At 65.1% G+C, this 21243-nt stretch carries 17 protein-coding genes and 6 pseudogenes; 14 read left to right on the top strand and 9 right to left on the bottom strand.

Annotation, left to right across the window (positions count from 1 at the left end):
* Nucleotides 1-51 precede the first annotated feature (51 nt).
* Both IT40_RS08005 and IT40_RS08010 read right to left on the bottom strand, forming a co-directional pair.
* The gene (locus tag IT40_RS08005; RefSeq protein ID WP_036752891.1) at nt 52-1650 is read right to left on the bottom strand and encodes a hydantoinase B/oxoprolinase family protein; all 1599 of its coding nucleotides are present in this window, start codon (nt 1648-1650) and stop codon (nt 52-54) included.
* Between the two features lie 2 nt (nt 1651-1652).
* Nucleotides 1653-3707, bottom strand: a complete 2055-nt coding sequence (locus tag IT40_RS08010) for a hydantoinase/oxoprolinase family protein (RefSeq protein WP_036752894.1) — start codon at nt 3705-3707, stop codon at nt 1653-1655.
* Nucleotides 3708-4115: 408 nt separating this feature from the next.
* Between IT40_RS08010 and IT40_RS08015 the strand changes: the two genes are divergently transcribed.
* The 6 genes from IT40_RS08015 to aldA are packed head-to-tail and all read left to right on the top strand — an operon-like array spanning nt 4116 to nt 12148.
* Nucleotides 4116-5639 carry an ABC transporter substrate-binding protein gene (locus IT40_RS08015; RefSeq protein ID WP_208855399.1) on the top strand — a complete coding sequence of 508 codons (1524 nt, stop codon included), beginning with the start codon at nt 4116-4118 and terminating at the stop codon, nt 5637-5639.
* Nucleotides 5640-5677: 38 nt separating this feature from the next.
* Nucleotides 5678-6625 carry an ABC transporter permease gene (locus IT40_RS08020; RefSeq protein ID WP_036752900.1) on the top strand — a complete coding sequence of 316 codons (948 nt, stop codon included), beginning with the start codon at nt 5678-5680 and terminating at the stop codon, nt 6623-6625.
* The gene (locus IT40_RS08025) at nt 6622-7434 is read left to right on the top strand and encodes an ABC transporter permease (protein WP_036752903.1); all 813 of its coding nucleotides are present in this window, start codon (nt 6622-6624) and stop codon (nt 7432-7434) included. Before IT40_RS08020 ends, IT40_RS08025 begins: the two co-directional genes overlap by 4 nt.
* Complete coding sequence (locus tag IT40_RS08030) at nt 7431-9284, top strand: ABC transporter ATP-binding protein (RefSeq protein WP_243700188.1); 1854 nt, start codon at nt 7431-7433, stop codon at nt 9282-9284. The genes IT40_RS08025 and IT40_RS08030 overlap by 4 nt, the downstream gene beginning before the upstream one ends.
* Before the next feature lie 36 nt (nt 9285-9320).
* The gene (locus IT40_RS08035) at nt 9321-10649 is read left to right on the top strand and encodes an NAD(P)/FAD-dependent oxidoreductase (protein ID WP_116171149.1); all 1329 of its coding nucleotides are present in this window, start codon (nt 9321-9323) and stop codon (nt 10647-10649) included.
* Nucleotides 10650-10681: 32 nt separating this feature from the next.
* On the top strand, nt 10682-12148 hold the full coding sequence (aldA, locus tag IT40_RS08040; RefSeq protein ID WP_052095807.1) for an aldehyde dehydrogenase: 1467 nt from the start codon (nt 10682-10684) through the stop codon (nt 12146-12148).
* 313 nt (nt 12149-12461) lie between these two features.
* Here aldA and IT40_RS29200 read toward each other — a convergent pair whose 3' ends face one another.
* The gene (locus IT40_RS29200) at nt 12462-12872 is read right to left on the bottom strand and encodes a hypothetical protein (protein WP_208021327.1); all 411 of its coding nucleotides are present in this window, start codon (nt 12870-12872) and stop codon (nt 12462-12464) included.
* Between the two features lie 137 nt (nt 12873-13009).
* Nucleotides 13010-13282 (bottom strand): annotated as a pseudogene (locus IT40_RS08050) (IS3 family transposase); the annotation flags it as partial.
* A 398-nt stretch (nt 13283-13680) separates the two neighbouring features.
* On the opposite strand from IT40_RS08050, the pseudogene IT40_RS08055 reads away from it, so the two are divergent.
* Nucleotides 13681-14322, top strand: a pseudogene (locus IT40_RS08055) (aminotransferase class V-fold PLP-dependent enzyme); the annotation flags it as partial.
* A 238-nt stretch (nt 14323-14560) separates the two neighbouring features.
* Entirely contained in the window at nt 14561-15391 is an 831-nt protein-coding gene (gene kynA / locus IT40_RS08060) for a tryptophan 2,3-dioxygenase (RefSeq protein ID WP_036752904.1), read from the top strand.
* Nucleotides 15392-15433: 42 nt separating this feature from the next.
* Here the strand turns inward: kynA and IT40_RS29205 are convergent, their stop codons facing one another.
* The 5 genes and pseudogenes from IT40_RS29205 to IT40_RS29975 form a co-directional block, all read right to left on the bottom strand.
* A complete protein-coding gene (locus IT40_RS29205) occupies nt 15434-15739 on the bottom strand; it encodes a helix-turn-helix domain-containing protein (protein ID WP_036752907.1) in 306 nt (101 codons plus the stop codon).
* 26 nt (nt 15740-15765) lie between these two features.
* Entirely contained in the window at nt 15766-15891 is a 126-nt protein-coding gene (locus IT40_RS30440) for a hypothetical protein (protein ID WP_279432825.1), read from the bottom strand.
* A 20-nt stretch (nt 15892-15911) separates the two neighbouring features.
* On the bottom strand, nt 15912-17147 hold the full coding sequence (locus tag IT40_RS26685) for an aldehyde dehydrogenase family protein (RefSeq protein ID WP_084196954.1): 1236 nt from the start codon (nt 17145-17147) through the stop codon (nt 15912-15914).
* Nucleotides 17123-17290: pseudogene (locus IT40_RS30755) on the bottom strand (aldehyde dehydrogenase family protein); the annotation flags it as partial. The pseudogene IT40_RS30755 and the gene IT40_RS26685, both read right to left, overlap by 25 nt.
* 11 nt (nt 17291-17301) lie before the next feature.
* Nucleotides 17302-18102, bottom strand: a pseudogene (locus tag IT40_RS29975) (aldehyde dehydrogenase family protein); the annotation flags it as partial.
* 22 nt (nt 18103-18124) lie between these two features.
* On the opposite strand from IT40_RS29975, the pseudogene IT40_RS30760 reads away from it, so the two are divergent.
* From IT40_RS30760 to IT40_RS08095, 6 genes and pseudogenes are all read left to right on the top strand, one after another.
* Nucleotides 18125-18277: pseudogene (locus IT40_RS30760) on the top strand (UbiD family decarboxylase); the annotation flags it as partial.
* Nucleotides 18278-18407: 130 nt separating this feature from the next.
* On the top strand, nt 18408-19448 hold the full coding sequence (locus tag IT40_RS08075) for a UbiD family decarboxylase domain-containing protein (protein WP_279432823.1): 1041 nt from the start codon (nt 18408-18410) through the stop codon (nt 19446-19448).
* Between the two features lie 48 nt (nt 19449-19496).
* A pseudogene (locus tag IT40_RS29980) lies at nt 19497-19670 on the top strand (FAD-dependent oxidoreductase); the annotation flags it as partial.
* 176 nt (nt 19671-19846) lie between these two features.
* Nucleotides 19847-20260, top strand: coding sequence for a hypothetical protein (locus tag IT40_RS29985; protein WP_036752913.1), 414 nt, complete (start codon nt 19847-19849; stop codon nt 20258-20260).
* Nucleotides 20257-20787, top strand: a complete 531-nt coding sequence (locus IT40_RS29220) for a hypothetical protein (protein ID WP_243700190.1) — start codon at nt 20257-20259, stop codon at nt 20785-20787. Before IT40_RS29985 ends, IT40_RS29220 begins: the two co-directional genes overlap by 4 nt.
* Before the next feature lie 92 nt (nt 20788-20879).
* The gene (locus IT40_RS08095; RefSeq protein WP_036753007.1) at nt 20880-21239 is read left to right on the top strand and encodes a Rid family hydrolase; all 360 of its coding nucleotides are present in this window, start codon (nt 20880-20882) and stop codon (nt 21237-21239) included.
* Nucleotides 21240-21243: the final 4 nt, after the last annotated feature.

The raw sequence follows: 21243 nt of genomic DNA on the forward strand, positions 1-21243 counted from the left end.
GCCCGCCATCCGGGTTTGGCCGGAACGGCGGGCAAGTCAAGCATTGCGCCTCTATGCAAAGCGTTTTTCCCGCAAGTCCCGCACGCGGGATGTCGCATCACGCAGGGCCGGGTCGCCATAGCCGCCCGCGCCGGGGGTCACGATCTCGAGAATGTCGCCCGGCGCCAGGTCCACGGACGCGCGCTCGAACCCGCTGCGCGCGCCGTTCAGGGTGAAATAGCCGCTGGCGCCCGGATTGCCGCCGTCCAGCCCCCAGGGCTGCGAGGTCAGGCGTGCGCCCATCACCTGCACGCGGCAGGGCTTTTCGGCGCGATAGACGCGGCGCAGGCCCATGCCGCCGACGAATTGCCCGTTCCCGCCCGAGCCGTCCACCAGTTCATAGCGCCGGAGCGTGATGGGATATTCGTTCTCGAGCGCCTCGACCGGCAGGTTCGAGGTGTTGGTCATGTGCACATGCACGCCGTCCAGTCCGTCCTTGTTGTGGCGCGCGCCGAACCCGCCGCCGATCGTTTCCAGATAGACCCACAGCGAGCCATCCTCGCGCCGCCCGTCGAAGCTGGCGACCGCGACCGAGCCGTTCGAGGCTGCGGTGACACGGTGGGGCACGACCGGGGCCAGTGCGCCGTGGATCAGGTCCACGACCCGCTGGCAGGCGGTGATGCGGCCATCGACAGCCGCCGGATGGGCGCAGCGCAGCAGCGTGCCTTCGCGGGCCGTGACGGTGATCGGCCGGGCCAGGCCCGCATTCGGCAGGACCGTCGGGTCCACGACGGTCTTGACCGCGTAATAGACCGTCGCCAGCAGTGCGGTATAGACGACGTTCAGGCCGGCGCGGACCTGCGGCGGGCTGGTGAAATCCAGTGCGATCTCGTCGCCCCTGACCTCGATGGTCACAGACATTTCCAATGGCGTCTCCAGCGATTCGCTGTCGAAGACGTCCGAGAAGGCATAGCGCCCGTCGGGGATCGCGCTGATGCCGGCGCGCATCTTGCGCTCGGCGTAGTCCATCAATTCGGAACCTGCGGCCAGCACGGTGTCCAGCCCGTATTTGCCGCAAAGCTCGGTCATGCGAATATTGCCCAGCCGGTTTGCGGCCAACTGTGCCCGCAGGTCCGAGATGCGCTCTGCCGGAACCTGGCAGTTCAGCAGGAACAGGCGCTGTATGTCCTCTTGCAGCTCGCCCCGCCGGTACAGTTTCACGGGCGGAATGCGTAGCCCTTCCTGATAGATATGTGCATGGCCGCGATCCGCGAAATCCGAATGATGCGCGGTGTTGATCGCCCAGGCGACCAGCTTGCCCTCGACGAAGACCGGCTCGGCCAGGACGATGTCGGGCAGGTGGGTGCCTCCTCCTTCATAGGCGTCGTTGCCCATGAACACGTCGCCCGGCTGGATCCCGTCTTGCCCGAAATGGCGCAGGACATAGGGGACGAAGCCGATGAAGCTGCCCAGATGCATGGGGATATGCTCGGCCTGGCACAGCATCCGACCCTCGGCGTCGAACAGTGCTGTCGAACAGTCTCGACGCTCCTTGATATTGGTGGAATAAGAGGCGCGCACCAGCGCCTCGCCCATTTCCTCGACCGTCGAGGCGAAGGCCGAACCGATGACCTCGACGGTGATCGGGTTCAGTTTCACTTGGGGGATCATGTTCACTTGGCTGCCTCCAGGATGAGGTTCAGATAGGGATCGACCGTCGCGGCCATGCCGGGGGGAACGACGCTGGTGGAATCCATCTGGTCGATGATCGCCGGGCCGCGGACGACATTGCCCGGCTTCAGCAATGCGCGGTCGTAAAGAGTGGTCTCGACGAAATCGCGCGCCTCGAGCATCCAGACGGGCCGCGAGCCGGTGACGGCCGCGCGGGCATCGTCGCCTTCCAGCGGCTGGGGCACGAAATCGGCCTTTTGCACCAGCCCGCTGGCGGCGGCGCGGAAAGTGACAAGCTGCATCGGCTCGCCCTCGGCCACGAAGCCGTAGAGCTGGCGATGCGCGGCCAGGAAACCCTCGCGGATGGCGTCGAAGGTTGCGGCGTCGACGGGGCCGTCGGGAAGAGCCACGGCGATTTCATAGTTCTGTCCGGCATAGCGCACGTCGACGGCAAGATTCAGGACACGGGCGGGATGCGCGATGCCTTCGGCCTCGAACCAGGCGCCGGCGCGGGCGCGCAGGTCGTCGAAGATCGCCTGGACCTGTTCGGGCGTCGCCTGGTCCAGTCGCATCAGGCTGGTTGCCGAGAAGTCGCTGCGCAGGTCGGTCATCAGCAGCCCCAGCGCGCATAGCACGCCCGGCGTGCGCGGGATCAGCACCCGGCTCATGCCCAGTTCGCGCGCCAGGCGCGCGGCCTGGACCGGCCCCGCCCCGCCGAAAGCGACCAGCGTATAGTCGCGCGGATCATGTCCCCGCTGGACCGAGATCACCCGGATCGCCTTGGCCATGTTGGCGACGACGATGTCGAGGATGCCGTTTGCGGTCTCCAGCATCTCCATGCCCAGCCTGTCGGCCAGCTTCTGGATCGCGGCCACGGACAGGGTGCGGTCGATCTTCATCCGCCCGTTCAGCAGATATTCGGGGTTCTGCGTCTGCAAGACCACATTGGCGTCGGTGACGGTGGGTTCGTCATTGCCTAGCCCATAGCAGGCCGGGCCGGGATTGGCGCCCGCGCTTCTCGGTCCGACCTTCAGAAGCCCGCCGTTGTCGACATAGGCGATCGAGCCGCCGCCTGCGCCCACCGTATGGATGTCCAGCATCGGCACCTTCAGGGGATAGCCATGGACCACGGCCTCGTTGACCACGCGGCATTCTCCGCCCGACAGCAGCGCGACGTCGGAACTGGTGCCGCCCATGTCGAAGGTGATCAGGTTGTCGATGCCGGTCATCCGCCCGATGGCCTGCGCGGCGACCACGCCGGTCGAGGGACCGGAAAGCACTGTGCGCACCGGCATTTCCGCCGCCGTGTCGAAGGCGATCACGCCGCCGTTCGACTGCGTCAGTTGCGGCGCGACCTTCAGGCCCAGATCGGTCAGCTTCTTCTTCAGCGCGCGGACATAGCCCTGCATCACCGGGCCCAGATAGGCGTTGACGACCGTGGTGGACAGGCGCTCGTATTCGCGGAACTCGGGCGCGATATCGGAGGAGATCGCGGTGAAGGCGTCAGGGAACTCCTCGGCGATGATCTTGGCCGCACGGCGCTCATGCGCGTCGTTGAGAAAGCTGTAGAGGAAACTGACCGCGACCGATTTGACCCCCTGTGCCTTCAGTTCCCGCACCGCTTCGCGGAAGGCGCCTTCGTCCAGCGCCTCTTCGACCGAGCCGTCGGCGCGCACGCGCTCGGCCACGCCCAGCCTCAGGTCGCGCGTGACCAGGGTTTCGGGCTTGTCGGCTTGCAGGTCATAAAGGTCGGGCCGTTTCTGGCGGCCGATTTCCAGCAAGTCGCGGAAGCCGTCGGTGGTGATGAGGCCGGTCTTGACCCCGCGGCCCTGGATCAGCGCATTGGTGGCAACGGTCGTGCCATGTCCCAGGAAGCTGATGGTCTCGGCGCTGGCAGAAACCTGTTCCAGCCCTTCGGCTACCCCTTGCGTAATGCCGCGCGACGGATCGTCGGGGGTCGATGAGACTTTCCAGATCGTTACCTCGCCCGAGGTGTCATCGAAGAGGCAGACATCCGTGAAGGTGCCGCCCGAATCCACGCCGATACGCCAAGTCATGGGTTTTTTCCTGCATTCGTTGCTAGGCGTTCAGGCGCGGCAGCCCCTCGGTGCCGGCCCGTCTGCCCTGGTTTGACATGGAGCCATATCAGGACAGAGCGCTCGCATGGTCAATCATATTCTTGAATCAGGTATAAAAACTATAATATATTCTGATTACAAGAATTAAATGGGTATGAAGTCCAGGAGTCTGCCCAAAAGATGAGCAGCGCTATGTATATTATTCCTTTAATAGGAATACATTATAAATTGTCATCTGATAAATGGAATATACTTGACCGAGGAAAAAATGAATCGCTACCCTTCCATCAGTGAAAGCCCGGCGGCACCTCCCATGCGGACCTGTCGAAGGGGCCTTGGAAAACCGCCCTGGCACAGGGGCGACAGCAGGGAAGCAAGGTCATGCAATTGAACAGACGGAACTTGTTGAAGATCGCCACGATGTCGGGCGCGGTGCTGGCGCTTGGCGGGCGTTTCGCCCAGGCGCAAGGGGGGCAGACCCTGCGGGTCGGGCTTTCGACCTATCCGCCACATCTGCGTCCTTGGGTGAATGTCGGCTATTCGGGGCATCTGCTGTGTTCGCTGATCAATCGCACCCTGATCAACTACAACGAGCAGGGGCAGCTTGTGGGCGAACTGGCCGAAAGCTGGGAAAACGAGACGCCCGAGACATGGCGCTTTACCCTGCGCGAATCGCATTTCCACGACGGCAGCCCGGTTACGGCGCAGGATGTGGAATGGACCTTCCAGCAGATCCAGGCAGACGGTTCGGGCGCCTATATGTTCGACGCCCTGCGCCCCATCACCGGCTTCGAGGTCATAGACGAGCGCAATTTCCGCCTGACCACGGATGAACCGCTGGCCACGCTGCCGGCGCTGATGACGTTTCCGTTCCTCTCGATCCTCAAGGCCGGTTCGACCGATGCCGAGGATCAGGGGATCGGCGCCGGTCCCTATCGCATCGCCTATGCGGAAAAGGGCGTCTCGATCGAGTTGGAGCCGAACGAGCATTACTTCAAGCCCGGCCTGCCCACCCTGGCCGGCATCACCATCACGCCCTATGTCGATGAAAGCGCCCGGGTAGCGGCGCTGAACGCGGGCGATGTGGACATGATCGACTATGTGCCCTGGTCGGCCATGGCCGCGATCGAGGCCGATCCGGCGCTGGCTTTGCACAAGGTCGATGCGGGCGCCTTCATGTATCTCAGCTTCAACGGCGGCGGCGTCTTTGCCGATCCGCGCCTGCGGCAGGCGGTGGCCTTCGGCCTGCGCCGCGACGAGTTCGTCAAGTCGATCTTCTTCGGCTTCGGCGCCGAGATGACGGGCCTGCCGCGCGCCGCCGGCAGCCCCTACCGCCATGACGACCAGGCCGCCTTCTGGGGCTATGACCCCGAACGCGCCAAGGCGTTGCTGAAAGAGGCCGGCCACGAGAACGGCTTGACCGTCTCGCTGCTTTCGACGTCGCAATATTCGATGCATCGCGACACGGCGGTGCTGGTGCAGGCGCAACTGGCCGAGATCGGCATCACCGTCAACCTGACAATGCCCGATTGGGCGACGCGGGTGAACCTTGGCAACCAGGGCGCGGGCGATTTCGCGGTGCAGGGCATCGGGCTGGACAACCTCGACCCCGATGCGGTCACGACGCTGGTCGATCCCTCGCTGTCGCCCACTTACCTGCGCAGCCGCAATTTCGAGGTCGAGGGTCTCAGCGAGGCATTGGCGCAGGGGCGCAGCGAGATGGATGAAGCCAAGCGCGTGGATATCTATCGCCGGGCCGACCAGATGGTGCTGGAGGCGACCACCTTCTGCGGCCTGTGCTATCGCGCGACGGGTTTCGCAGCCAAGGCGAGCGTGCAGGATCTCGCCATGTTGCCCGACCAACTGTCTCCGTTCTCCTCGGTGCTGTTCGACAAGCTGAAGCTGGGCTGAACGGTCCAGCGTCCGATAACCAGACGAAAGGCGACCTGATGGGGTGGTTTGTCCGACGATTGGCCCAAAGCCTCGTCATGCTTTGGGTGGTTGTTTCCTTGGTCTTCCTGTCCATCCATTTCGTGCCGGGCGATCCGGCCGAACTGCTGCTGGCGCAGGACGGCGGTTCGCCCGATCCCCTGATGGTGCAGATGCTGCGCGAGCAGCTCGGCCTCGATCGCCCGCTGCCCGAGCAGTATTCCCACAACGTCATGGGGATTCTGAGAGGCGATCTGGGCGCCTCGATGGTCGATGGCAGCTCGGTCGGCCAGGAGGTGATGCGCCGCCTGCCGCGCACGCTGGAACTGATCGCGGCGGCGGGCATCCTCAGCCTCCTGATCGGCATTCCGGCGGGGGTGCTGTCGGCGCTGCGCCCCAGGGGCCGCTTCTCGCGGGGTGCCGCGGTGGTGGCAGGGACGGCGCAGTCGGTGCCGGTCTTCGTGCTGGGCACGCTGCTCGTGGTCCTGTTCGCCCAGGTCCTGGGTTGGCTGCCGGCGGGAGGCTTCGTGCCGTTTTCGCGCGATCCGGGCAAGCATCTGCAACTGCTGGTCCTGCCGGCCGCGACCATCGCCATCGGCCTGTCCGCCATCGTCTTTCGCATCACCAGGGCATCGATGCTGGACGTGCTGCCGCTGGATTTCATCCGCACGGCGCGGGCCAAGGGGGTTCCCGCCCGCCGGGTGATCATCCGCCATGCCCTGCGCAATGCGCTGATGCCGGTCATCACCGTGTTCGCGCTGCAACTGGGCGGCCTCCTGGCCGGCACGGTGCTGGTCGAGACCGTGTTCAACTGGCCCGGCCTGTCGGGAATGCTGGTCGCGGGCGTGAACGCGCGCGACTACCCGGTGGTCACTGGCGTGCTGGTCGTCGTCTCGGCCTTCTATATCGGGCTGAACCTGCTGGTCGACATCATCTACGGCATCACCGACCCGAGGGTGCGCAAATGAAACAGGCTTTCCAAAGTCCATCGGGCATCCTGCTGGCGCTGATCCTGGCCATAGCCTTTATCGGGCCGCTGCTGCCTCTGGCCGATCCTCTGGCCATGGATGTGGCGGCGCGGTTTGGCGGACCGTCGGCAGCGCATCCGCTGGGACAGGACGAGTACGGGCGCGACCTGCTGTCGCGGCTGGTCCACGCGCTGCGCTCGGCCATCCTGATATCGGGAGGCGCGGCGATGATCTCGGCGGTGATCGGTGTCTCGGTCGGCGTGGTCGCGGGGTATGTCCGCGGCTTTTCCGAGGCGCTGTCGATGCGCGTCATGGATGTGATCTTGTGCTTTCCGCCGCTGCTGCTGGCGATGCTGGCCGCGACGCTTTACGGTGCCGGCCCGTCCACGCTGGTGCCGGTGCTGGCCCTGGTCTTCGTGCCCAGCTTCACCCGCGTGGCCCATGCCAGCGTGATGACCGTGCGCGGGCAGGATTACGTCGACGCCACGCGCCTGATGGGTGCATCGGCGACCCGCATCATCTTTCGCACGATCCTGCCCAATATCGTCGGACCTCTGTTCGTGCAGTTCAGCTTCGTCGTGGTGATGTCGGTGATCCTGGAATCCGGCCTGTCGTTCCTGGGCCTTGGCGTGCTGCCGCCACAGCCGTCCCTGGGCATGATGATCGGCACCGCACGCTCGACCTTCGCGCAGGAACCATGGCTGCTGCTGGCGCCCTGCCTGTCGCTGATCGTGCTGGTGCTGGTCCTGAACGCCTTTTGCGACCACCTGCGGCAGCTCTTCGATCCCAGACGGGAATCGGGCGCATGAGCCGCAATCGGGAGAACATGACGGTGACGCAATCCGCAGAACATCCGTTGCTGCAGGTCCAGGGCCTGACCGTGGGCTTTCGCCGCGGCGGCCAATGGAACGATGTTGTCCGCGATGTCGGCTTCTCGGTCAGCGGGGGCGAGACGCTGGCCATCGTCGGTGAATCCGGCTCGGGCAAAAGCGTGACCTCGATGGCGCTGATGCAGCTGCTGCCGCGCGACAATTCGCGCATCTCGGGGCAGGCGCTGTTCCGGGGCATCGACCTGCTGCAATTGGACGAACGCCAGATGGAGCGCATCCGGGGCGACCGGATCTCGATGATCTTCCAGGAGCCGATGACCTCGTTGAACCCGGTGATGACCATCGGCGCGCAGATCGCGGAATCGATCCTGACGCATCGTCGTATCGGCAAGGCCGAGGCCCGCGCCGAGGCGCTGGCGATGATGGATCGCGTGCGCATTCCCTCGGCCAAAAGCCGCTACGACGATTTCCCGCACCAGTTTTCCGGCGGCATGAGGCAGCGGGTCATGATCGCGGCCGCCCTGGCTTGCCAGCCCGATCTGCTGATCGCCGATGAACCGACGACGGCACTGGACGTGACGATCCAGGCGCAGGTCCTGGACCTGATCAAGGAGCTGCAGGCCGAAAGCGGCATGGGAGTGATCTTCATCACCCATGACATGGGCGTCGTGGCCGAGGTCTCGGACCGCACGTTGGTCATGTATCACGGCGACGTAATCGAATCCGGCACGACCGAGCAGATTTTCCGCCGACCTGCCAAGGCTTATACCAGTGCGCTGCTTTCTGCCGTGCCCCGTCTGGGCTCGATGACCGGCAATGCGGTGCCGACGCCCTATCCGGTCTTCGACATCGCCAGCGGCAAGCTGCGTGAGCCCGGGCCCCGTCCCAACACGCTGCGCGAGGGGCCGCCCTATCTGTTGCAGGTCAGCGACCTTTCCAAGCGCTTTGCCATCCAGAGCAAGCTTCTGAAGCGCACCATCGCCCGCGTTCATGCGGTCGAAGGCGTCAGCTTTACCCTGCGACAGGGAGAGACGCTGTCCATCGTCGGCGAATCCGGTTGCGGGAAATCGACCACCGGCAAGCTGATCACCGGGCTGCACGACCGCGACGAAGGCCGGGTCGTGCTGGCCGGGCGCGAGTTGGGCGCCATCCCGGCGGTCGAACGCGCCCATGACATCCAGATGATCTTCCAGGATCCTTATGCCAGCCTGAACCCCCGCCTGCGCATCGGAGAGGCGATAACCGAGCCGTTGCGCATCCACGGCAAGGCGAGCGCGACCGAGCAACGCGAGATTGCCGCATCGCTGCTGACCCGCGTCGGGTTGCAGCCGGAAATGGCCGGGCGCTATCCGCATGAGTTCTCGGGCGGCCAGCGTCAGCGCATCTGCGTCGCGCGGGCCCTGGTGATGAAGCCCAAGGTCATCGTGGCCGATGAGGCGGTTTCGGCGCTGGACGTGACGATGAAGACGCAGGTCGTCAACCTGATGATGGACCTGCAACAGGAAATGGGGCTGGGCTTCGTGTTCATCAGCCATGACATGGCGGTGGTCGAACGCATCAGCCACCGGATCGCGGTGATGTATCTGGGCGAGATCGTCGAGATCGGCCCGCGCGCGGCCATTTTCGAGAATCCGCGCCATCCCTATACGCGGCGGTTGCTGGGCGCGGTTCCGGTGCCCGATCCGGCCCGGCGTCACCAGCGCGGTGCAGCTGTAGTCACCGAACTGCGCAGCCCCGTCCGCCCGCCGGACTATCGTCGCCCCGTCCGGCGCTATCTTGAAATCTCGGACGATCATTTTGTCCTCGATTCCGGGGAAGACTGGCAATGACGCCAGTCCCCATTCTGACGATGCGAGCCAACATCCATGTCCACGCTTTCCATTCCCGTCGCCCCCTTTCCAGGTGACGATACCCTTCCCGCTGCGGTCGATGTGGTGATCGTCGGCGGGGGCATCATCGGAGTCACCACCGCGTTGGAACTGGCTGAACGCGGGATCTCGGTCGCGCTTTGCGAAAAGGGCGTGATCGCGGGTGAACAGTCCAGCCGCAACTGGGGCTGGACGCGGCAGATGGGCCGGGATGAACGCGAATTGCCCCTGTGTATGCATTCGGTCGAGATGTGGTCGCAGATGAACGAACGCATCGGGCGCGACACCGGCTGGCGCCGCACCGGCATCAGCTACCTGTCCTATAACCGCCGCGACCTGAAAGGCTGGCTGGCCTGGGAAGAGATCGGCCGCCGCCACGGGCTGGACGCGCGGATGCTGTCGCAGGCCGAGATCGCCGAAAAGCTGCCGGGCAACAATGGCGGTATCCTGGGCGTGCTGCATACTGCCTCGGACGGGCGGGCCGAACCGTGGATCGCAGGTCCCGCCATCGCCGAGGCCGCGCGCGAAAAGGGCGCCCATATCCTGACCGGCTGCGCGGTGCGGACGGTCGAGACCGCGGCCGGGCGGGTCAGCGCCGTGGTGACCGAACGCGGCACGATCCGTTGCCAGGCGGCGGTCGTCGCCGGGGGGATCTGGTCGCGGCTGTTTCTTGGCAACATGGGGCTGGATTTTCCGCAACTGAAGGTGATCGGCCCGGTGGCCTGCGTAGACGGGGTCGAAGGGCTGACGGACATGCCGGTCGGGGCAGGGGACTTTGCCTATCGCAAGCGGCTGGATGGCGGGTTTACCGTGGCGGTCAGGAACAAGAACCTTGCCCCCCTGACGCCGGATCATTTCCGGCTGCTGACCGAGTTCTTCCCGACCTTCCTGACCACCTGGCGCGAGTTGAGCCTGCGCCTGAACGGGATCTTCCTGCAGGAAGCGATGATCCGGCGATCCTGGCGAGCGGATGAGGCTACCCCGTTCGAGGCCTGCCGGGTCATGGACCCGCCCGCCGTGCCCGGCTTTACCCGCAAGGCGCTGAAGAATCTCGGCCGTGCCTTTCCGCGCTTCGCGAATGCCCGCGTCCGCCGCGAATGGGCGGGCGTCATGGACGCGACGCCGGACGCGATCCCGGTCATCAGCCCCGTCCATACCGTCCCCGGCCTGCACGTCGCCTCGGGCTTTTCGGGACACGGCTTCGGCATCGGCCCCGGTGCGGGCCAGTTGATGGCCGACCTGATCACCGGCGAGCCTACCCGCGTCGATGCCAAGGTTTTCGACATCAGCCGCCTGCGCCCGCGCTATGGCGCGACGGCTGCCTGACCCGTTTCATGACTTCGGAGGAGGAACCCGATATGACCCGCATTCCCGCCAAGGCTTTCCAGGGTGAGCCGCAGGACTACCGCAACTATATCGACGGCGCGTTCGTGGAGAGCGGCACTGAAATGATTGACGTGCTGAACCCCGCCAACGGCAGGCTTCTGGGCCGAATCCCCGACACGGGGCCGGACCAGGTCGATGCTGCCGTGAAGGCCGCCCGCCATGCGCAGGCCGGCTGGGAAAGGCTGCCCGCCATCGAGCGCGCGGGGTATCTGCGCCAGGTCTCGGCCAAGCTGCGCGAGCATCGCCTGGAGCTTGCCGACGTCATCGTCAAGGAGCAGGGCAAAGTGCGCGGCCTGGCCCAGGTCGAGGTCGATTTCACCGCCGATTACATCGACTACATGGCCGAATGGGCCCGCCGGATCGAGGGTGAGGTGCTGACCAGCGATCGCCCGAATGAAACCATGTTGCTGTTGCGCAAGCCCATCGGCGTGGTCGCGGGCATACTGCCCTGGAACTTTCCGTTCTTCCTGATCGCGCGCAAGATGGCGCCGGCACTGGTGACCGGCAATACCATCGTCATCAAACCCAGCGAGGAAACTCCTCTGAACGCTTATCTATTCGCCGAGCTGCTGGCGGAAACGGACTTGCCGAAGGGGGTTTTCAACCTGATCGGCGGCCGTGGCGCGACAACCGGCGAGGCATTGGTGACCCATCCCGGCATCGACCTGATCACCTTTACCGGCAGCGTCGGCACGGGTGCGCATATCATGCAGGCGGCGGGCCGAAACCTGACCAAGGTCAATCTGGAACTGGGCGGCAAGGCTCCGGCCATCGTGCTGAAGGACGCCGATCTCGACCTGGCCGCGCAGGCGATTCATGCCTCGCGCGTGATCAACACCGGGCAAGTCTGCAATTGTGCCGAGCGGGTCTATGTCGAACGGTCCGTCCACGATGCGCTGGTCGAGAAGCTCGCGGCCTTGTTTCAGGAAACGCGCTATGGCGATCCTTCGGTCACGGATGATCTGGATATGGGTCCTCTGATCAATCGGGCCGGTCTGGACAAGGTGGCGGGCGCCGTCGACCGGGCATGCGAGCAGGGGGCGACCGTGGTAACAGGCGGCAAGCTCGCCGACCTGCCCGAGGGGTTCCATTACGAGCCGACGTTGATTACCGGGGTGAATGCCGAAATGGACATCATGCGCCGCGAGACCTTTGGTCCGGTTCTGCCGGTTCAACCGGTCGACAGTCTCGACGAAGCCATCGCATTGGCCAATGACAGCGAATATGGCCTGACCTCGTCCATCTATACCTGCGATCTGAATGCCGCGATGAAAGCGGCGCGCGAGTTGAAGTTTGGCGAGACTTATATCAATCGTGAGAATTTCGAGGCAATGCAGGGCTTCCACGCCGGCCGTCGGAAATCCGGCATCGGCGGGGCGGACGGCAAGCATGGATTGTATGAGTTTACCGTGACCCATACCGTCTATATCAAAGGATAAGCCGGTTCGCTTGCTGCCGTGGCCGAGACGCTCGCCGATGTGCCGGCTGTTCATCCGAATATCGGCGGGCAACTGCAGCCATGATATCGTGCGCTTCGCCAAGGCGCTATGCACCCCCATCGGTGAGGTGGACGTCGCGTCCGGCGAGAAATGCGGGGAGGTTTATGCGGAGCTAAGCGGCGTATCGATCGGCATCCTCGGTGTTGCGATGGAACAGGGGAAAACAGATCTTATGACAGCAGGTGCTGCCAGCCCCCGCAGCCAACACACAACCGAACCCATCCAGCCCGGGGACTATGTGCGGGCCTCGAGGTTACGGCATGGCTTCGGGGAGCAATCGCGTGGGTATTGTCGCCGACTGTCCATGCGACACCGGCGGGCTCCCGCTTTCGCAGTTCAGCAAGGACGCGAGTCCGTCCGCTTCCTGCGCTGTCCGGGGCTCTGCCCAATAGTCGCGGGTGGCGGCGAAGACATAGAGCAGGATGAAGCCAAGGATCGGCAGCACGTCCATCAACCCGGTCAGCCGGTTCGCATGGGTGTGGAACAGCCGCGATCCGACGCCGATCACGAACAGCACCGCCGCCAGCGCCCGACCCATCGCCATCTCTGGCCCGCGCAGCCGCAGCCAGAGAACAAGGGCGGCGATCAGGAAGGCGAGGTTCGTCATCGCGTTGATCGGCTCGGACCAGTCGTCCGGGCCGGTCCGTTCGCAATAAGCCTCCACAGGGCAAGCCAGGTCATCGGAATCCTTCTGGACACAGGTCAGGATCCAGCTGTGCGGGGCGCAGCGCCCAACTGTCCGGCCGAAATGGAGGCCAGTTCACCCTAAAACGGCCCGTGCTTGCCAGAGGCTGACTTGCTTTATTGCGCGGCCAAGGGTTCAATTTCCAGCGCGGCGTAGAAGTTGGCCTCGGCTTCGGCGGGCGGGATGTTCCCGATCGGCTCCAGCAGAAGGCGGTTGTTGAACCAGTCAACCCATTCGAGCGTGGCGTATTCCGCCGCTTCGAAGCCGCGCCATGGTTCGCGCCGATGGATGGCCTCGGCCTTGAACAGGCCGTTGATCGTCTCGGCCAGGGCTGCGAGCGATGCACGCGGCGAGTCGAGGTCCATGCCGGAACTGACAGTCGGATCAACCACCCACGCGGTTACGAACGAGAAGATCCCGGAGAGACCCTCGACATGGACGAACTGTCCGGATTTGCATCGGTCGGCACGCTCAACCTGCAAGCGTCGGCCGAAAAGCGCGCGCCAGCAGTAATGTCCCGTGACAATCTGCCCGACATGGGCAGAATAAACGGGAGATGCCGTCCAAGCCGTGTTCGAGCCGTATCGGCGGGCTGCCTAAAATCTGAAAAGATCCGGCGACATTCATTAAAAGAACCAGCGCGGGGCGTGTCCGCGATGTTGCCGTGCCACGCGGTTTCTTCGTAGGATCGACCCGGAACGAGGGACAGCGCGGGCTGATCAGGGGGCCCTCCGGGCAACCGCTCCGGAGGCGTCACGCATCGACCCATGCAGCAGGATAGCGACTCATGACCACCGATTTTTCCCTCACACGGGCGATGTTCGACCTGCCCGAAGGGGTGATCTATCTGGACGGCAACTCTTTGGGGCCGCTGCCGCTTGCGGTGAAGGAACGGATGGGCCGCGTCGTCGGCGAGGAATGGGGCGGAATGCTGATCCGGGGCTGGAACGAGGCCGGCTGGATGGAGCAGCCCCGTCGCGTGGGCGACCGCATCGCCGGGCTGATTGGGGCTGAACCCGGCAGCGTGGTGATGGGCGACACGCTGTGGATCAAGGTCTATCAGGCGCTGGCCTCGGCCTTCGAGATGAACCCCTGCCGCCGCGTGGTTCTCTCGGACAACGGCAACTTCCCCTCTGACCTCTATATCGCGCAGGGGCTGGTCAGGACGCTGGGCCAGGGCTACGAGCTGCGCATCGCCGATCCCGAGGCCGTGCTGGACGCCATCGGCGAAACCGTCGCCGCGATCCTGATCACCGAGGTCGATTGCCGCACCGGGCGGCGCCACGACATGAAGGCGCTGACGGCGCGCGCGCATGAAAAGGGCGCGCTGGCGATCTGGAACCTGTCCCATTCGGCGGGCGCACTGCCGCTTCACGTCGCGGCCGAAGGCGCAGATTTTGCCGTCGGCTTCACGCCGCTGTATCTCAGCCATGACGATGTCACCCGCGCGGTCGATATCCTGGCGCGGATCATGGAGGAACGCCGCTGGGACCGGCCCGAATTCGAGGCGCGGGCGCGGGTGACATGATCCGCGCGCGCATCCTTCCCTGCGTCTGCCGCCCCTCGGGCTGGATCGCGCTGTGGCGGCGGATCGGGCAATGTGCCATTCTGGACCAGCGAGTCACTTTTCCCTGAGCCATCCACTTCAGCGAAAAGAGAGAGCGAACATGAGTTACGATCCTTCCAGGGACGGCGCGCAGATGGATTTCCGCCAGCGCATGTCCTATGGCGACTATCTGCAAATCGACCAGATCCTGACCGCGCAGAAGCCGCTTTCGACCGCCCATGACGAGATGCTGTTCATCATCCAGCACCAGACCTCCGAATTGTGGATGAAACTGGCGCTGTATGAGGTGAACGGCGCGCGGGACATGATCGCCGCCGACCGCACGCCCGAGGCGCTGAAGATGCTGTCGCGCGTCTCGCGCATCTTCGAGCAGTTGAACAACGCATGGGACGTACTGCGCACCATGACCCCCTCGGAATATACCGAGTTCCGCGACGATCTGGGGCAGTCCTCGGGCTTCCAGTCGTGGCAATACCGGCTGATCGAATATGCTGTCGGCAACCGCAACCTCGCGATGCTGAAACCGCATGAACATCGACCGGACTTGCTGGAAAAGCTTAAGGCCGAACTGGCCCGCCCCTCGCTTTATGACGAGGTGCTGCGGCGTCTGGCGCGTGCCGGGCTACCGGTCCCCGAAGAGGTTCTAAACCGGGACCTGCGGCAGGCATGGACATTCAACGAAGGTGTCATGGCGGTCTGGGCCGCCATCTATCGCAATCCGTCAAAATACTGGGAAGCCTATGAAGTCGCCGAAAAATTGGTCGATTTCGAGGATTACTTCCGCCGCTGGCGCTTCAACCACGTCACTACGGTCGAGCGCGTGATCGGCTTCAAGCGCGGCACCGGGGGCACGGCGGGAATCTCTTATCTCAAGCGGATGCTGGAGGTGGAACTGTTTCCCGAACTGTGGCGCGTGCGCACCGAGCTGTGAACCCGGCCCCGGCCTGCTTTCGCGCCGGGGCCAGCCCCTATCTCAAGCCTGCGTATCGGCGCCGATGCCGGAAGGCGCGGCCAGCTTGCGCGCCTCTTTGGGGGGCAGGCCGAAATGGGTCTTGAAGGCGGTGGTGAAGCTGGCCTGGTGGTCGTAGCCCACCATATGCGCGATGGGGGCGATGGGGATGTCGGGATCGGCCAGCATCTTGGTCGAGTTGGTGCCAAGCTCGCGCGCCAGGTCGGTGATGGTTAGCCGCCCGCCGGCATCGTCGGACAGGATCTCTTGCGCGCGGGCGAACATGGCCAGTCCGCGCTCGGTGAAGGCGATCCCGCTGTTGCTGTCCACGGGATCGGCCTCCAGCGCCGCCGTGGTCAGCGACAGCAGAAGATGCGCGCCACCACCATCATCAGGTCGCGCCGGCTGTTGAATTCCAGCGCGAAGACGTCGCGCAGGGCGGTGACGATCTTGACCGTCGTCGCGGCCTCGACCAGTGCCATCGCGCCCGCCGCCGGGCGCATCAGCCGCTCGGCCCGGCTGCCGGGCTGCCGGGCTGCGCGCCGAAGCCGAAGCTGTCGGCCAACAATTCGGGCCGGACATAGAGGCTGATCATGCGGAAGCGCCCCGGCAGGCAGCAGACGTCGTAGCTGACCCCCGGCGCCTGGTGGCAGGCCATGATGGTCGAGGCGGTCAGGCTGGGTTCCTCGGGGCGGGGCATGGCCAGTTCGACCGGGCCTTCCAGCAGGAAATGGAACTCGACCAGCCCTTCCGAGGGGACCTTCTCGAAGCGGGTCGAGACATAATCGCAATCGGTGACGATCATATAGATATCCTGGCCGATCGAGATCAGCTTCAGCAGCCGGTGCCCTCGTCGGGGGGCAGATCGACACGGGTGAAGGCGATGTTCCAGCGACTGTCGATCCGGCGCAGATGGTTGCCGGGGCTTTGGGCGATGATCTCGAAGGCCGTGCGTATCGTGCTGCCCGGCCCGACAAGGGCGGCGCGGAACAGCCCCTTGGTATCGGGATGAATCACGATGCTGATCCCCGGAGGGCGGGATGACATGGCGGGGGGTCTCTAGACTGGCGGTGCTTCCAGGCCGCCAGTCTAGGGGATGGGCCAATGGCTGGCGAGTGCGGCCAGAAGCGCCCCTTTCCGTCACGCCGCCGCGCCGCGCAACGATGGCCTTCTTGCACAGGAAGCGCAGGAAGCCGCCATGGCCGTAACGGCTGCCGCCAAGGCCCGACGAGCCGAAGGCGGTCTTTTCGGCACGCGCGCCGACGCCCCTCATCGTGTCGAAATCGTTGATCCACATGCCGCCGGCATTGATGCGCTGGCCGACCGCGATGGCGGCATCCTCGTCGCCGATGATCGCCGCCGGCAGGCCGAATTCGGTGTCGTTGGCCAGTTGCACGGCCTCGTCCACGGTATCGAAGTTCATGATCGGCACGATGGGGCCGAAGGTCTCGTCGCGCATCGCCGCCATGTCCTGCGTGACGTCGGCCAGCACGGTCGGTTCGCACCACAGCCCGCTTTCGTGGTCGATGATGCGGCCCCCGGTCGGGATGCGCGCGCCCTTGGCGACGGCGTTGTCAAGCTGGGCGCGCAGGATCTCGGCCTGGCGGGCGAAGATCACCGGGCCAAGTCTCCCTGCTTGATGTCCTGCAGGCTCATGCCAAGCGCCTGCATCCGTGCGACCGTGCGTTTGGTCACCTGGTCGAGGATGCCGTGGTAGACCCGCTCGATCGCGCAGCAAAGCCGGCCCGAGTTTTCCGTCGCGCCGCGGGTGATGATTTCCGCCGCCATGTCGGGATCGGCGCTGTCCAGCACAACCACCGGGTCGCTGCCGCCCAGTTCCAGGAAGGCGGTCTTGAACTGGCTGGCGGCGCGTGCCTGCACCTTACCTTGCGCCCGGTGGGGACCGAGCCGGTGAAGACCAGCGTGTCGGTCAGGTCCACGAGCCAGCCGCCGGTCTCGGCCCCGCCCTCGAACACGTCCAGCACGTCGCGCAGGTGTTCGACCTCGGCGATGGCCTTGCGGAAGGGGGCGATGAAGCGCGGCGTCCCCTCGCTGGGCTTGATCGCGACGGCGGAGCCCGCCAGCAGCGCGCAGATCGCGTCGATCATCGCCAGGATCAGCGGATAGTTCCAGGGCGAGATGATGCCGACCAGCTGATAGGGCACATATTGCTGCTGGAAGCGTAGGGTCGGATCCGAGGAGTTGCCGGTCGCCTCGGCCATTGCCTCGGCGGCGGAGGCGCAACGCATGCGGGTGATGCCCTTCAGCCCCTCGATTTCGTTCACGGACCATTCATGCCGCCCGGTATCGGCGCAAAGCGGGTCCAGGATTGGCCGGTAATGGCGGTCCACCGCGTCGCACAGCGCCTCCATCGCGCGGATGCGGCCGTCAAGGCCGATCTCCAGCCATTTGGCCTGTCCGGCGTGCAGGGCTTCGGTGCGGGTGGTCAGGGCGGGCAGGTCCAGCGGCGTGATCTGGTAATCCACCTTGCCGCTGCGGGGATTGCGGAGTCGATGCCGTGGGTCATGGGAACTCCGGGGTCTCGTCAAGGCTGGTTTTGCCTGAACATGCCCGGGGCGGAGCTTTCGGGGAATGGTCCGGCGGCGCTTGGGGCGGATATCCAAAGAAAAAGGCCGGGCGGGCAAAATCGCCGCGCTGTATCCCGGCCCGGCGGCCGGGTTTACTGGCCGCAACCCTGTAACCCGCGAGGCCCATATGCAGAATTTCCTTCGTGATCTCGAATCCCGTGGCGAGTCGGCACGCGTCTCGCGGCAGGTCGATCGGCGCCACCAGTTCGCCGCCGTGACCCCCGCCGTGCAGCGCGCGGGCGAACATGTGGTGCTGTTCCAGGACGTGGCGGGGTCGGCGATGCCAGTGGTCTCGAACCTCTACGGCAACCATGACCGGCTATGCCGGATGATCGGCGCCGGCGGCCACCTTCTGCAAGCGCTGGATCGAACTGACCGATGCCCGCCTTGCCGCGCGCGACACCGATGTGATGGTCTCGGCCACGGCCGAACAGGCCGGCGGCTTCGTCTCCGGCAAGCTGTCGGACCTGCCGGCGGTGACCTATCACGGTCGCGATGCCGGGCCTTACTTCACCTCGGCGATCTGCCTGGCGAAGGAGCCCGACAGCGGCGTTCCGAACCTGTCCTTCCGCCGCTCGATGCAGGTCAGCGATACCGAGTTGCGGGTGCGTCTTGGCGGCACCCACGACCTGACGCGCTATCAGAAGAAGGCCGAGGAACGCGGCGAGGCGCTGGAGGCCGCGCTGCTGCTGTCCTGCCCGCCGGAAATCTTCCTGTCGGCCTGCGCCTCCTTGTCCTATGAGGCGTCCGAACTGGTGATGGCGGAGCAGATCAAGGGCGAGAAGATCCCCATGCGGCGCTGCGAGACCATCGACCTCGAAGTGCCCGCCAGCGCCGATATCGTGGACGAGGGCCGCTGCCTGCCCCATATCAAGCGCCCCGAGGGACCCTTCGGCGAGTTCATGGGCAATTACGTCGAGGTCGGTGACAATCACGTCCTTGAGATCACCCATGTCAGCTATCGCCCCGATGCGGTGCTGCATGGGTTGGTCTGCGGCAGTCCCGAGGACCTGCGCCCGCTGGAGGCCGTGACCGCCGCCCGCGTCTATCGCCATGTCGCGGCGCAGGTGCCCGGCGTCATCGACGTGTGCTGCCGCCCGAACAGGATGATTTCCATCGTGAAGATCAGGAAGGCCTATGAGGGCCATGTCCAGCATGTGTTCCTGTCGGCGCTGGAATCCTATCTGGACTACAACAAGGTGGTGATCGTGGTCGATGAGAACGTGGACATCTACGATCTGGACGACGTGATGTGGGCTTACCTGACGCGCAGGCGGGCGATGATCCTGAACGATATTCCGGGCTTCTACCGCGATCCGAAGAAGGACCATTGGGGCAGGCTCTGCATCGACGCGACGATGCCCTGGGGGCGCGAGGCGGAGTTCGCCCGCAAATCCATCCCCGGTCAGGACGATATCAACCTGGCCGACTGGTTGACCCAGGAGGGCTGAAACCCAGAAAAGGAGGCGATCGATGCCCAGCAGCTTTCAGTTATCGTGGTGGGCGCCGGGATTGCCGGACTGATCGCCGCCTGGCACCTGCGCCGTGCGGGATGGGAAGCTACGGTGATCGAGGCCTCGGATCGGCCGGGCGGCCGCGTCGGCGCGCGCGAGACGCGGGGCATCCGCTACAATACCGGGGCGCGGCTTCTCTATGTCTTCAGCAAGGATTTCAACCGCCTGCTGGATATCGGGCTGCCCCCGGATCTGGTGCCGGTCCGCCACCTTGCCGCCGAATGCCACGGGCCGGACGAGGCATGGACGGTCGAGTTGATGCCCGGCCCGCGCTTGCTGAGGAAGCCGGGGCTGACGATGGGGGACCGGCTACGCTTCCTGGCTGCGGGACCCGGATGCTGGCAGCGCGCTTCGCCACCAATCCGGACGACGCGACCTCGGCCCCCGCAGCGGATGGCGAGACGCTGGCTGCCCATGTCACCCGCCACCTCAGCCGCCGTGTGCTGGAGCGGATGGTGAACCCAGTCTTTCGCGGCACGCGGAGTTGGGATGCCGGCGCCACTTCGGCCGCCTTCTTCGCCACCACCAAGCCCCATATGATCGGGCGCAGCACGGTGCATGTGCTGAAAGGCGGCATGAACAGCCTGGCTGCGGCGCTTTCGCGCGACCTGGTGCTGATGCTGAACACCCGCCCCTACGGATCGAGGCCCCGGCCAGCGGCCCGTGCCGGTTGGAGGTTGAGCGGGACGGCCAGGGCGAGACACTGGAAGCCGACCGGGTCGTCTGCGCGGTCGAGGGTGGGCATGTGAATGCGCTGGTTCCCGGTCTCGCCCCCGAGGACCGTGATTTCATGGCGAGGGTGCGCGACAACCCGCCGGGGATGGTGCATGTCCGTCTGAACCGGCAGGTAGCGGCCCGGATGGATTTCTTCACGGATCGGGCAGGCGGCGCCATTGCCACCTACCAGAAAATCCCCGGCAACGAGGCGCAGGGCAGCCATCCGCAGCTTTACGCGCAGCTGATACCCGAGGCCAACCGCCGCGCCCGCGACGAAGGCATGACGGACCGCATCCACGAGATCGTGGCGAAGGATCTTCGCAGGCTCTATCCGACGCTGGATGCCGATCGGGTGGACGATCACAACCAATGGGTCGCCCGCATGCTGCCCGAGTTCTATCCCGGCTGCGCGGCCGAGGTCCGTCGCTTCCTGGATCGTCAGGCAGCGAGCCGAGGGCGGCTGCATTTCTGCTGCGACTATCTGGCGCAGGCGCTGGTCACCGGGGCGGCAGCCAGCGGCAAGGCAGCGGCCGGGCGGCTTGTGGCGCAGGGTGCATAGACCATCGTCGAAACCCTTGCGTCCGATCGCGCAAGGATTGCCCAGTGGCGTGCCCCGCGCCCGTGGATAGCTTTCGGGCAGAATATGTCATCATGCCCGGATCGGGCATCAGAAACGGCGCCCCTTCCGAGGATTTCGCAGGCTATGCCAAGGCGGTAATCGACGGGATGACGATCCATGTCTCAGGGACGCTGGGGCAGGGTGAGGACGGGCAACCGCCCGATGACGCAGGCCAGAAGGCCCGCAACGCGCTGGCCAGCATCGACAAGGCGCTGAAACAGGCCGAATCGGGACTAACCGATGCCGTGGCCTGCCGGGTCTATATCACCGATGCCGCCTGGCTGGGCGAGGTGTTCCGCGACATACGCCCGACCAACACGATGCTGATCTGCCAGATCCCCACCCAGGGCGCCAAGGTCGAGATCGAGATCACCGCCTCGCGCGCGGGCTGAGGCG

The organism is Paracoccus versutus (assembly GCF_000763885.1).
GTDB lineage: Bacteria > Pseudomonadota > Alphaproteobacteria > Rhodobacterales > Rhodobacteraceae > Paracoccus > Paracoccus versutus.